The 12,866-nt window shown below is 26.8% G+C and carries 16 protein-coding genes; 10 read left to right on the plus strand and 6 right to left on the minus strand.

Annotated elements, in window-relative coordinates; translation table 11 throughout:
- Nucleotides 1-9: 9 nt before the first annotated feature.
- A complete protein-coding gene (locus tag ACAN_RS03690; RefSeq protein WP_079577398.1) occupies nucleotides 10-657 on the minus strand; it encodes a transglutaminase-like cysteine peptidase in 648 nt (215 codons plus the stop codon).
- Nucleotides 658-709: 52 nt separating this feature from the next.
- Nucleotides 710-2,020 (minus strand): MFS transporter, encoded by a 1,311-nt coding sequence (locus tag ACAN_RS03695; RefSeq protein WP_099334944.1) that lies wholly within the window; start codon nucleotides 2,018-2,020, stop codon nucleotides 710-712.
- Nucleotides 2,021-2,178: 158 nt separating this feature from the next.
- Here ACAN_RS03695 and ACAN_RS03700 point away from each other — a divergent pair, with 158 nt between their 5' ends.
- Nucleotides 2,179-2,769: a non-canonical purine NTP pyrophosphatase gene (locus ACAN_RS03700; RefSeq protein ID WP_099334943.1), complete on the plus strand. Its 591-nt coding sequence runs from the start codon at nucleotides 2,179-2,181 to the stop codon at nucleotides 2,767-2,769.
- Here the strand turns inward: ACAN_RS03700 and ACAN_RS03705 are convergent.
- Genes ACAN_RS03705 through ACAN_RS03720 form a run of 4 tightly spaced genes read right to left on the minus strand, consistent with a single transcriptional unit; the run spans nucleotide 2,759 to nucleotide 4,466 of the window.
- Nucleotides 2,759-3,085: a hypothetical protein gene (locus ACAN_RS03705; RefSeq protein ID WP_099334942.1), complete on the minus strand. Its 327-nt coding sequence runs from the start codon at nucleotides 3,083-3,085 to the stop codon at nucleotides 2,759-2,761. The two genes, ACAN_RS03700 and ACAN_RS03705, sit on opposite strands and share 11 nt — an antisense overlap.
- Nucleotides 3,082-3,435: a hypothetical protein gene (locus ACAN_RS03710; protein WP_129587510.1), complete on the minus strand. Its 354-nt coding sequence runs from the start codon at nucleotides 3,433-3,435 to the stop codon at nucleotides 3,082-3,084. The genes ACAN_RS03705 and ACAN_RS03710 overlap by 4 nt, the downstream gene beginning before the upstream one ends.
- Nucleotides 3,419-3,733, minus strand: coding sequence for a type II secretion system protein (locus ACAN_RS03715; protein WP_099334940.1), 315 nt, complete (start codon nucleotides 3,731-3,733; stop codon nucleotides 3,419-3,421). Before ACAN_RS03715 ends, ACAN_RS03710 begins: the two co-directional genes overlap by 17 nt.
- Nucleotides 3,702-4,466 carry a pyrroline-5-carboxylate reductase gene (locus tag ACAN_RS03720; RefSeq protein ID WP_099334939.1) on the minus strand — a complete coding sequence of 255 codons (765 nt, stop codon included), beginning with the start codon at nucleotides 4,464-4,466 and terminating at the stop codon, nucleotides 3,702-3,704. The genes ACAN_RS03715 and ACAN_RS03720 overlap by 32 nt, the downstream gene beginning before the upstream one ends.
- Before the next feature lie 112 nt (nucleotides 4,467-4,578).
- Between ACAN_RS03720 and ACAN_RS03725 the strand changes: the two genes are divergently transcribed.
- The 9 genes from ACAN_RS03725 to ACAN_RS03765 all read left to right on the plus strand — a co-directional run bounded on the left by ACAN_RS03725 (nucleotide 4,579) and on the right by ACAN_RS03765 (nucleotide 12,860).
- Nucleotides 4,579-5,238 (plus strand): outer membrane protein assembly factor BamD, encoded by a 660-nt coding sequence (locus ACAN_RS03725; RefSeq protein ID WP_099334938.1) that lies wholly within the window; start codon nucleotides 4,579-4,581, stop codon nucleotides 5,236-5,238.
- A gap of 33 nt (nucleotides 5,239-5,271) precedes the next feature.
- On the plus strand, nucleotides 5,272-7,689 hold the full coding sequence (gene lon / locus ACAN_RS03730; protein WP_099334937.1) for an endopeptidase La: 2,418 nt from the start codon (nucleotides 5,272-5,274) through the stop codon (nucleotides 7,687-7,689).
- Nucleotides 7,690-7,693: 4 nt separating this feature from the next.
- Nucleotides 7,694-8,248, plus strand: coding sequence for a hypothetical protein (locus tag ACAN_RS03735; RefSeq protein ID WP_079577407.1), 555 nt, complete (start codon nucleotides 7,694-7,696; stop codon nucleotides 8,246-8,248).
- Nucleotides 8,238-8,777, plus strand: a complete 540-nt coding sequence (locus ACAN_RS03740) for a rhomboid family intramembrane serine protease (protein WP_079577408.1) — start codon at nucleotides 8,238-8,240, stop codon at nucleotides 8,775-8,777. Before ACAN_RS03735 ends, ACAN_RS03740 begins: the two co-directional genes overlap by 11 nt.
- 240 nt (nucleotides 8,778-9,017) lie before the next feature.
- Nucleotides 9,018-10,283 carry a DNA polymerase Y family protein gene (locus ACAN_RS03745; protein WP_099334936.1) on the plus strand — a complete coding sequence of 422 codons (1,266 nt, stop codon included), beginning with the start codon at nucleotides 9,018-9,020 and terminating at the stop codon, nucleotides 10,281-10,283.
- Between the two features lie 48 nt (nucleotides 10,284-10,331).
- Nucleotides 10,332-10,646, plus strand: a complete 315-nt coding sequence (locus ACAN_RS03750; protein WP_079577414.1) for a hypothetical protein — start codon at nucleotides 10,332-10,334, stop codon at nucleotides 10,644-10,646.
- 10 nt (nucleotides 10,647-10,656) lie between these two features.
- Nucleotides 10,657-11,052 carry a hypothetical protein gene (locus ACAN_RS03755; RefSeq protein ID WP_079577415.1) on the plus strand — a complete coding sequence of 132 codons (396 nt, stop codon included), beginning with the start codon at nucleotides 10,657-10,659 and terminating at the stop codon, nucleotides 11,050-11,052.
- A gap of 144 nt (nucleotides 11,053-11,196) precedes the next feature.
- Complete coding sequence (locus tag ACAN_RS03760) at nucleotides 11,197-11,556, plus strand: PAS domain-containing protein (RefSeq protein WP_228145284.1); 360 nt, start codon at nucleotides 11,197-11,199, stop codon at nucleotides 11,554-11,556.
- A gap of 2 nt (nucleotides 11,557-11,558) precedes the next feature.
- A complete protein-coding gene (locus ACAN_RS03765; protein WP_099334934.1) occupies nucleotides 11,559-12,860 on the plus strand; it encodes a methyl-accepting chemotaxis protein in 1,302 nt (433 codons plus the stop codon).
- Nucleotides 12,861-12,866: the final 6 nt, after the last annotated feature.

Below are 12,866 nucleotides of genomic sequence, written 5' to 3' on the forward strand. Positions count from 1 at the left end.
TTTTTTCCTTTAAAATCTACTCATTAAATCTTTCCAAGATTTTAGATTATTACTTCCAATTTTTTCAGAAGTTTTCCCTTTGTTTTTTGCTCTATATAATCCGCCTGCATTAAAACTATAAACAGGTTTTAAATCTGCTCTTTTAGTGGCTAATTTCAATCTTTTGTTTATATTATCAAGTACAATTGGAGTTGCATTTGGTTTATGATAATAAGTAAGTACCATATGTGCTTGCTCATATTTAGAGTTTTTTCTAAGTAGTTTTACATAAACAATTCTTAGTTTTTCATCTTCTATTCCAAGTTGTCTTAATGTAAAATACTTAGCAATAGCATAATCTTCACAATCACCTGCACCCGTTCCTAAAAACTCAAATGGACTTGCCCAATAATCATTTTTCCCCCAATGAACAGAGTCAAGTTTGTATGGTATTTTATTAAAAAAATCATTTACCATTTTAAGTTTATATAAAAGCTTTTTATCTTTTGCAGACTCTATTAAATCATCCCATAAAAGGAGCCTTTTTGAAGCTTTTTTTCCATATTTTTTGGTAAATTCATTGAATTTTTCTTGGGAGAAGTTTTTAGGAATGGTTGCAGTAGAAAAAGAGGTAAGAGAAAAAAAGATTATTACTACTGCAACAATTGTCCTTTTCATTTTCTTACCTCTATTTGAAATTATAACTATGATAGTTATAGTATAGAAGAAATTATTTTAATAAACTCTTAACACCATCTTCATCTATTAAATTACTGTCATATTTTACAACTATTATATTTTCAGTTTCATTGATATACCACTCATCAATATTTTTATTGTGTAGATTACTTGTGTTTTCTCTTTTAAATTCATCTAAATTTAAATAAGACATTTTTTTCTTTGATGGATTTGGCATTGTAGCTATTAATATTATCCAAATAACACAAATCACAGCAATTACAATAACTAAAGTACTTAAAGATACATCTTCAAAAAATATACCTCCTAAAAGACCACCAACAAAAGTTCCTAAGTAACCAAATGAGTTAAATACTCCAAGAACTAAGCCTCTTTGATGAACTTTTGCAAATTTTGATGCTAGTGATTGCATTATAGGTTCATGCATATTAAAACCAGAGAAGAAAATTACAACTCCAATTATAAAACCAATTGAACTAGTTGATGTACCAATTATCATATATGATACTCCAAAAAATGCAATACCTATCATAAGAACTTCTTTATATTTACCTTTTTTTTCTGCAAGAATTGCAGCAGGTGCCATAGATAAAATACCTACTATCATTGCTGGAAGATATACTTTCCATAACTCTGCAAAATCCCATTGAAAGTTTTTTATTAAAACCATTGGAATTATCATAAATGCAAATGTCATCAAACCTTTTTGCAAAAAGTTTGTAAGATGCATTTTTAAAATATTTGCATTTGCTAAAGTATCTGCTAAATTTGCTTTTGCATTATATGTATGGGTAATATGTGGAGGGTTTGGAACTGCTTTAAATAAAATTATTATAGAACCTAAAGCTAAAGCCATAGTAATATAAAATAGAGTTTCTACACCTGCAACGGCACTAATTGTAGGTCCTGCAAGCATTGATATGGCAAAACTTATAGCAATAAAACCACCCATTACTGCCATGGCTTTTGGTCTTTGCTCTTCTTTTACTATATCACTAATCATAGCAGTAACAACAGCACCAATTGCACCAGCACCTTGTAATAACCTACCAAACATTAAAGTATAAATATCTTCTGAAATAGCACAGAAGTATGAACCAACTGCGAAAAGTAAAAGACCTGTTACAATTGTGCCTTTTCTTCCTAATTTATCACTCATAACTCCAAATGGCACTTGAAAAAGCATTTGTGTTAAGGCATAACCACCAACTACGATACCTACAATCTCTGTTGTTGCCCCTTTTAAGTTCATTGCATAAGCTGATAATACTGGCAATACTAAAAATAGTCCTAAAAATCTTAAAGCTATAATAGAACTTAGAGGAATTATTGATTTAATCATATTATATAATCCTGAATTTTTTAAATAGTCGAAGATTATATATTAATAAAGTTAATAAGATGTTAAAAGATAATTTTGTAAAAAGCGTTTAAGTTTTCTCATAAAGCAGAGATTTTTTAATCTTTTAATATAATAAAAAAAAGAGTTTAAGGAATTATATGAAAATTGTTTTAGCAAGTGCAAATCAAGGTAAAATAAAAGAGTTTAAAACACTTCTTCCCTCACATGAAATAGTAACTTATAAAGAGTTATTAGGAGATATTGAAATTGTTGAAGATAAAGATAGTTTTAAAGGAAATGCTATAAAAAAAGCACAATCAATATATGATTTATTAAAAGATGAAAATGCCATTGTAATTTCAGATGATAGTGGAATTACAGTTCCTGCAATAAATAATGAACCAGGGATTTATTCAGCAAGATATGCAAGAAACAATGCAAGTGATAAAGAAAATAATGAAAAATTAATTTCAAAATTAAATGAGAAAAGTTTAGAAAAAACAGAAGCTTTTTATACAGCTTGTATAGCAATTGTTTATAAAAGTGAAGTTTATACAGTTCATGGGTGGATGCATGGAAATGTTATAAATAGACAATTAGGTGAGGGTGGATTTGGATATGATCCTATGTTTATTCCAAATAATTATGATAAAACTTTAGGACAACTTCCCTATGAAGTAAAAAAATCATTTTCCCATAGAACTAAAGCTTTAAATCTTGCTTTAAAAGTTTTAGATACTATTTTGTAAGAGTCCTTTGAACTCTTACATTGAAATTTTTTGCTTTTACTTCTAAAGAGATTTTATGCTTTAAAGCTATTTTTTTAAATATAGCTTTAATATAAAACTCTTTATTATCTATTTTTATCTCATTTATATTTTTTACATCTTCAAGTGAATTAATATACTCTTCTAAAAATTCAAGATGATTCAAAGCTTGGATATATACATATTTATTTGTAAGATTTGTACTATTAACAGATTTTGTTTCAAATATTTTGATACTAATTAAACTTAAAATTGTTACTATTAAAATAGTAAAAAGTAGAGTAAAAGAGTTTTTCATATTTTAATTACCCACTTTATTTCATAAATATTATTATATATGAAACTAATAATTTTAAAATTTTGTTTATTTTGTATTTTAAAATTTGAAATATTCTCTAAAAATAGAGAGTTTTCAATATATAAATTATTGTTCTTTAATGATAAGTTATTTATATAATGTGGATTTTTTTCTAAAATTATTCTTGAACTTAGCAAGTCTAATTGAGAAATACTAATATTTTGTGAAGTTTTAGCATTTTGATAAATATTTGTGATTATTTTAAAACTACTAATTAATACAATCGAAGCAATAACTATTACTAAAAGTAGTTCTAAAGTTATAAATGTCTTTTTATTTTTGCAATTCATATTTGTATACACTTATATTATCTTTGTTGTAAAGTATCTTTTTTACATTGATGCTTTTGACTGTTTTATCTTGAATTATTTTTAGGGTTTCATCTTTTTTTGAAAAATCATTTGAATAATTTTTTAAAATAAACAAATTTTGTATATTTTCAAGTTTTTCAAACTTCTTTTTATAACTATTATAAAAGCTTAGTTTATATACTAAGCTTATTACAATAGCTAAAATAGTAAGACTAATTAAAGTCTCAAATAAAGTAAAAGCTTTTTTATTTTTTACTAAGTTCTGTTGCTTTTGCATGTGAAGCTTCTATTGCTTTTATCATAGCATCTCTTACTTTTCCCTCTTCAAGCATAGCAACACCTGCTGCTGTTGTTCCCCCTGGACTCATAACAGAATCTTTAATAATTGCTGGATGAGTTTTTGCTAAAAGTGCAGAAGTACCAGCAAAAAGACCATGAACAAGCTCATTTGTAATATGTCTTTCTAATCCAGCCTTAACAGCACCATCAGAAATTGCTTCTGCAATAATTGCAAGTAAAGCAGGTCCACTTCCTGCAACTGCTGTTGCTATATCAAGTTGAGCTTCTGTATTTACCCAAACAGTTTTTCCAATAGCATCAAAAATTTCAAGTGCTGCTATTTTTGCTTCTTTATCACCTGTAATAGTTGTCATTGACATAGACATTGAAGCTGCAATATTTGGCATTGTTCTTATATAAAATTTTGCATGTATTTGTTTTTTTAAAGTTTCAAGTTTAGTTCCTGCTAAAATTGAATAAAGTGTATTTGCAGTTCCTGTTAATCTTACAGAAACACTTTGTAAAGCATAAGGTTTTACACAAAATATAATATTTTTATCTGTTATATCTTCTTGGTCATCTATTACTTTTATTTCAATTTGAGGAATTTTCTCTTGCATTTTTTTTAATTTTGAAATATCTCTTCCTATAACTTCCACTTCATAGTTTTTAACTAAGCCTTTAGCTAGTGACTGAGACATAATACCATTGCCTATTAATGTTAGTTTCATAATCTGCCTTTTTCTTTGATTTTACATAGTATATCAAATAATTAATAATATTTTTTATTTCATATAAGCAAGTATTAGATAAAATACTACTTTTATGAAAAGGATTATTAAAATGATTAGAAACTTGAAGTTAAAAAATGTGTTATTAATTTGTTCTACAGGCTTCATACTAGCCTCTTGTTCTTCTAAAAGTGATAGAATACAAGAGTATGATAGACCAGCTCTTTATTGGTATAATAAAATGACAAAACAAATAGCAGATTATGATTTGGAAGCTGCAGATGATACATTTACATCATTGGAAAGTGAGCATAGAAACTCACCACTTCTACCAACTTCTTTGATTATTTTAGCAAATGCGCATATGCAAGAAGAACAGTATGCATTAGCTAATTTTTATTTAGATGAATACATCAAAAGATTTACTATAAGTAAAGATATTGATTATGTTAGGTTTCTTAAAATTAAAGCAAACTTTTTAGGTTTTTCTTATCAATTAAGAGATCAACAGTTATTAGATGATACTATTGAAGATATAAAAGTTTTTAAGCAAAAATATCCGCAATCAAAATATATGCCATTAATTGATACTATAAATGCAAGAGTTCATATGGCAAAAGCACAATTAGATATAGCAATTGCAGATTTATATAAAAGATTAGATAAGCCTAAAGCTGCAAAAGTATATAAAGAAAAAGCTGAAAAAACTTGGACTAAAACAGAAGATATAAAAGAGGTTGATGTACCTTTTTATAGAGCAATATTTGAATAAATACAATAAAGTATTATATTAAGGAGAAGTTTGATGGAATTAGAGAATTATGATTCATTTCCACAAGAATTACCACTAATAATAGAAGAAGATATATTTTTATATCCTTTTATGATTGCACCATTATTTTTAGATGATAAAGAGAATATTGCAGCAGTTGAAGAGGCCATAAACAATGATAAATTGGTTATGGTAACAGTTAGCAAGCCAGGTCATGAAAATAGTAGAAAAGAGGGACATTTTTATGATGTTGGTGTGATTGGTAATATCATGAGAAAAGTATCTTTACCAGATGGTAAAACAAAAGTACTTTTCCAAGGATTAGCAAAAGGTAAAATCTTAAATTATAGTGAAGAGAAAAATACAGTTGCTAAAGTCGATTTACATGAAACAAAAGAGTACTCACAAGAATCAATTGATTCTATTATTGAAGTATTAAGAGATCAAGTAAAAAAACTTTCTAGAGTTAACTCAAAATTCCCAGTTGATTTAATTAAGACAATTGAAGAGAATGACGATGCTGTTAGAATTGCTGATTTGATTTCATCTGTATTAAGAATTAAAAAAGATGATGCTTATAAGCTCTTTTCTGAAACTGATATAGAAAAAAGACTTTTAGAGATAATTGAAACAATCAAAAAAGAGATAGAAGCTTTAAAAATTCAAAAAGAGATAACTCAAAAAGTAAACTCAAAAATTGAAAAAACACATAAAGATTACTTTTTGAAAGAGCAAATAAAAGCTATTCAAAAAGAATTAGGTGCTGATAATCAAAAAGACAATGAGATAAAAGCTTATAAAAAGAAGTTAAAGAAAATCAAAGACTCTATGCCAAAAGAGGGCTATAAAGAGACAAAAAAACAGATTGAAAAATTAAGTAGAATGCATCAAGATTCACCTGATGCTTCACTTTTACAAACATATATAGAACAAGTTTTAGAAATACCATTTGGTGAGTATGCAGATGCAAGGATCTCTGTTTCAAATGTAGAAGAACAATTAAACAAAGATCACTACTCACTTGATAAAGCAAAAGAGAGAATTGCTGAGTATTTTGCAGTAAAAGAGTTACTAGAAAAAAGAAATATTGAGACTTTAAAATCTAAAGGAACAGTTTTATGTTTTGTGGGACCTCCAGGTGTTGGTAAAACTTCACTTGCAAACTCAATTTCAAAAGCACTTCATAGACCACTTGAAAGAGTTGCACTAGGTGGTATGGAAGATGTAAATGAGTTAAGAGGACATAGAAGAACATATGTTGGAGCAATGCCAGGTAGACTTGTAAAAAGTTTAGTTGATGCAAAAAAAATGAATCCAGTTGTTGTACTTGATGAAATTGATAAACTTGGAGCAAATCACAGAGGTGATCCAACTGCTGTGATGTTAGAAGTATTAGACCCTGAACAAAACCATGAGTTTAGAGACTTATATTTGAATTTTCCTATTGATTTATCACAAGTAATTTTTGTTGCAACAGCAAATGATTTAAGAAGAATACCACCTGCATTAAAAGATAGAATGGAGTTTATTGAAATTAGCTCTTATACTCCAAATGAGAAATATCATATTGCAAAAGATTATTTAATTCCTCAAGAATTAGAAAAACATGGACTTAAAAAAAGTGAAATTTCTATGAGTAAGCCAACAATTGAGAAAATTATCTCTGAGTATACAAGAGAGGCTGGAGTTAGAAATTTAAGAAGAGTATTTTCAAAACTATTTAGAAAAGCAGTTAAGAAAATAGTATCAGAAAACGATACTTCAAAAGTTTCAATAAATACTCAAAATCTAAAACATTATTTAGATAATCCGATTTTTGAGATTGACCAAGCAGAGAAAAAAAATCAAATAGGTGTTGCAAATGGACTTGCATGGACAGCAGTTGGTGGAGATGTTTTAAAAACAGAAGCTGTTAAGTTAAGAGGAAAAGGAATACTTTCAGTAACTGGAAATATGGGCGATGTTATGAAAGAGTCTTCAAGAATCTCTTATTCTGTTGTAAAACTTTTGATTGATGAAAGAAAACTAAAAGTTGATGAAAAAGCTATACCAAAAACAGCAAAAGAGAAAGAAGATAATATAAGTGTTGATGTTAGTGAGATTTATAAAAGATATGATATTCACTTACATATTCCAGAAGGTGCTACTCCAAAAGATGGACCAAGTGCTGGTATTACAATGGCTACAACAATAGCTTCAATCTTAACAGATAAAGCAGTAAAATCAGATATTGCAATGACAGGAGAGCTTACTTTAACAGGAAAAGTCCTTCCTATTGGTGGATTAAAAGAGAAATTAATCGCAGCACATAAAGCAAAAATGAAAAAAGTATTAATTCCTAGAAAAAATTTCCAAAGAGATTTAGATGATATTCCATCAGAAGTTAAAAAGTCTATGGAAATTAAAGCAGTTGATACAATAGATGATGTATTAAAAGAAACTTTAATATAAAAATATGAGAAGAGGGGCTAATCCAAGTCAAATTATAAATAATTTTTTTACTTTTGGAACTATTGTAATAGTTTCAATTGTAATTACTCTTTATTCAAAATATTTTGGAGATATGCAAGAAAAAGAACAAAAAGAAAAAATTGTTAAACTTGCATGTCTTGATACAAACTCTACTCTAAGAATAAAAAATAAAAAAACTTTACAAAACTCACTAAAAGCTTTAGAAAAAGGGTATTATAAATTAAGTGGTGGATATATTGAAGCACTTAATTCAAAGTCTTATATCAAAGAGTATATAAGTTTAGCAGAACAAGATAGCTATTTTGTAGATGCAATACAAATGGCACCTTTGAAAAACCCTGTAAAGTATCTTACAATCAAATATGAACTTATAGAAAATGAAAGAGAAAAGAAAGATTTTGGTGCAATAAATATCTCTATTAGAATAAATGGAAATGAAATATTTGGAGTATTTACCAATTTAGTTTATTTTGATAAAATACAATTGAGAAAAATCACAGATTGTGCAATAAGGACATTTAAAACAAATGCAAAATAAAAATTTAACTCTTACAAATATAATAATTGCAATTACGGTATTGATGTATATTATTCAAATAAACATAAATTATGGAAGTTTAGTCTTAGGATTAAATAGATACATGATTATTGAGGGATTTTGGTGGCAACCATTGACAACTATGTTTGCACATGGTGGCATTGGGCATTTGGGTATGAATATGTTTGTACTTTATCAATTTGGTAATGCAGTAGAAAGATACAAAGGTAAAACAGTATTTTTTATAGCTTATTTTGTATTTGGCTTACTTACATCTTTGGTGAGTTTTTTATATATACTATTTTTAGACAATCATGTAAATTTAGTTGGAGCTTCTGGTGCTATTTGTGCACTTTTAGGATATGTTGCTCTTGTGGATACATATCAAAGAAAAGGTATTGTTACTTGGGTTTTATTAATCTCTGTTGCACCACTATTAATAGGACTTCCTATTGCTTGGTATGCTCACTTAATAGGACTTGCAATAGGTTATACAGGCGGACTTTTATTAAGAAGAGTTAAAAATTAATTCATAAAAAAAGTTACAATACTCATAATAATTAAAACAATAGCTAAAGCTTTAAATATATCTTTTAAATTTACTGTTGGGTTTAAAATCCCGCAGTAAGGGCATTGTCTTTTTTTGGCTTCAACTTCTCTTTTACAGTTTCTACACTTTTCTATGATTTATCCTTTTATAATTTTTCAAATAATATCACAAAATGAAATATTTTTGGCTTATAAATTTTTTATGTGATAAAATAAAGACATGTTTATACACCTAGATTTAGATTGCTTTTTTGTATCTGCTCATAGAATTCTTGATAAAAGTTTAGAAAATATTCCAGTTGCTGTTGGAGGACGAAGTAACTTAAGCATATTTGATACTAAAAATCAAAAAAGAACTATTAGCAATAATACAGGTGCTTTTGTAGGATCTATTTTTACAGATGAAAATACAAAAACATTTAAAGAGTATTATAAAGACGAAAATGGAAGAATAAGAGGCATCATAACAACATCATCGTATGAAGCAAGAGCTTATGGAGTGAAAACTGCCATGAGTGTAAATGAAGCTTTAAAACTTTGCCCACATCTTCTTATGATACCACCTAATTATCCTTTATATCATGATTTGTCGCAAAAACTAAGTGCATTATTGAAAAAAGAGATTCCTTTAGTTGAACAGTTTAGTATTGATGAGTTTTTTGGTGATGTTACGGGTTATATAAATGAAGATGAAGTTTTTGATTTTGCAAACTATTTAAAACAAAAGATTAAGAATGATTTAGGTTTACCCATATCAATAGGAATAGCTCATTCAAAGTATCTTTCAAAACTAATAACAGAATATGCAAAACCAGATGGAATAAAACATATAAAAAAAGAACACATTCCAAATTTTATAAAAGATATTCCAATAGAAGAGTTTCCAGGAATTGGTAAAGGCTATTCTCAAAAACTAAGAGGCTATGGAGTAAGAACATTAGGAGATATAAAAGATAAAAAAGAGCTATTTTATTCTTGGAAAAAGCCAGGAATTCAACTATATAATAGAGTTTGTGGTATAAATGATAGAAAACTTAGTACAACAAGAGATAAAAAATCAATTGGAATAGGAAGAAGTTTTGATGTGGTATATGAAAGAGTTGAACTAATTAGAAGAGCCATGATACTTTGTAGATATCTTTGTTTTTTAGTAAAAAAAGAGAATGTAAATCCATTGACATACTCCATTTTTATAAAATATGAGTATGGAATAAAATCAAAAGATTATGTAAATGTAAATACTATTTTTAATGAAAGTGATTTTAAATTGAAAGTAAAAGAGCTTTTTATAAAAAGTGATAAACACCCAAGGCATGGAGTAGTACAACTTAATATAACTGTATCAAATTTTGCTGATAATAAAAAGTTTACCTATAACCTTTTTGAATATGAAAGTGATTTAAAGAAGAAAGAACTTACAAACAAAGTACAAAATCTAAGAGATAAATTTGGCATTGATATTATCAAAACTGCTTCTGAACTATAAAAGTTTTTTTGATTTTAATATGTTATAATCAAAATAAAAAGATATAAAATGAAAATAAAAGAAAGATTAAAACAAAACTCTTCAAAACTTTATAATGTAACTTCTGAAAATATAACAAAAGCATTTGATTATCCCTCTGTTAAAAGTAAAGAATTAAAAGAGGGAATAAAAAAGAAGATAAGAGAAAAAGCAATTTTAAGTACAAAAGCAAGACTAGCAGAAAGAAATAAAAGTTTCGATGATTATACTGATGAAGAATTAGAAATAATAATCTCAGATGAAGAAAGAAAATTAAAAGATGATTTAAAAACAAAGTCACTAGTAGCAGCACTTGCAATACTAGGATTAGACTTTTTGATATAAAAGATTGTAAATGTTTAGACAAGTAAAATCTGCTATTTTTTGGTATTATTTATATAAATTTAGAAAAAGAGTGATGATAATATCAGCACTTTTAATTATTGCTATATTTGCAAACTCTATATATACAGATATAGTTGAGTATTTGACATTAAAACAGAAATTAGAGTATTTAGAACTAGCTTTGGTTATAAAATGGCTTATAATATTTTCAAATATACTTTTTTCTATTTATTTGATTTTAACTCTATTTAAAAGAAAAGATATTGATAAACCGCAAATAAAAAAGAAAAAAGAAAAAAGAGAAAATAATACTATAAAAGATAAAACTAAATTTACTAAAAGAGAAGAAGAGTTTTTGCATAAAAAAGAGCTAAAATCAAAAGCTGATTCTTTACTTGATAGATAGTTAATAAACCTTATAGAAAATTTTTTTTACAAAACTACTATAAAAATTTATTCTTTATTATAATAAAATTTAATATAATTCCAAATAAATTATAATATGGGAAGAATTATATTGAATATTGAGAAAAAATTATCAAAGAATACTATGATAGTATCTGAAACAGATACTAAAGGGAATATTACTTACGCTAATAATGATTTTTGTAAAATTGCTGGTTTTACAAAAGATGAACTTATAGGACAACCTCACAATATCTTAAGGCATAGCGATATGCCAAAATCTGCATTTAAAGAGCTGTGGGGACATGTACAAAATGGTAAAACTTGGAATGGAATAGTTAAAAACAGATGTAAAAATGATGATTATTATTGGGTAAATGCTACTGTTTATCCTGTTCAAAAAGCTGAAGGAAAAAGATATATTTCTGTAAGAGTAAAACCTACACAAGATGAAGTACAAAATGCAATAAAACTTTATAAAAAACTAAAACAAGAAGAGAAATAGTGATGTTTAGTACAAAAAAAGATCTAGATAAAATAAGTTCATTTTTAAATGAATTTGAAGAATATATTACAAATGATAAGAATAGTTTAGATAATCTAGAAAAAATAGAGAAAAAAAAGTTTAAAAAAATAGAAGAAAAACTTCTTAAAATATCAAATACTATAAGAGAAAAAAAGCTAGAAGATTTAAAAGTTTATGGAGAAATAATTTTATCATGTGAAAAAATCTCAGATGGTTTTACTGATGATATTATCATTTCAAAATCAAGTGATGCAAAAATATCATATCTTTGTGAAACAATAAATGCAATGAATCATAAAATAGATACAAGTATTTCAGAAGTTATTTTAAGATTATCTGAGTATGAAAATAAAAACTATTTAAATGAAGTGGATACTTCACTTTTTAGAGGTGGTAAATTAAAAGAGTTGCTTTTAGGAATAAACTCTTTAAGGCAAAAAGTAACAGAGAATTTACAAAAAAGTGTAAGGGAGTCTTTAGTTTTAGAGTATGAATCAGCAAATTTAAAAAATGAAGCTGAAATTTTAGCTCAATCTTCTATGAAGCAAGCTACAACTATTGAAGAAGCATCAGCTTCATTAGATGAAATAAGTTCAAATATAAGTGAGAATAGAAAATTAACAAATAAAATGGCTTCAATAGGAAATGATGTAAAAAATAGTGCAATCAAAGGAAAAGAGTATTCAAATAAAACATTAAACTCAATGGAAGCTATAAAAGAAGCAACAAATAAAGCACATGATGCAATTGGTGCAATTTCAGATATTGCTTTTCAAACAAATATTTTAAGTTTAAATGCAGCAGTAGAAGCAGCAACGGCAGGAGAAGCTGGAAAAGGATTTGCAGTAGTTGCACAAGAAGTTAGAAATCTTGCAAATAGAAGTGCGCAAACAGCAAAAGATATTCAAGAACTTATGAATATTTTGAATGAAAAGACTTTAGAAGGAACTGATGCTTCAAAATCTATGAGTGAAGAGTATGAAGTTTTAAGTAATAATATAGAAAATACTATAGAACTAATCAATCAAGTTGACACAGCAACAAAAGAACAAGAACAAAATATAATCCAAATAAATAATGCTGTCTCTCAAATAGATACTTTTACACAACAAAATGCTGATATTGCAAATAATGTAAAAATAATTGCAGAGCAAAGTAATAATATTGCATCAAAAGCTGCAAATAGTGCTAAACTTGCTCAGTTTGAAGGCAAAGAAAATATTAAAATCAGAAAAAACAAAAATATTTCAAGCTATCAAGGAGAAGAAAAGAGAAGATATTAATCTTCT

The organism is Malaciobacter canalis, assembly GCF_008000835.1.
Taxonomy (GTDB): domain Bacteria; phylum Campylobacterota; class Campylobacteria; order Campylobacterales; family Arcobacteraceae; genus Malaciobacter; species Malaciobacter canalis.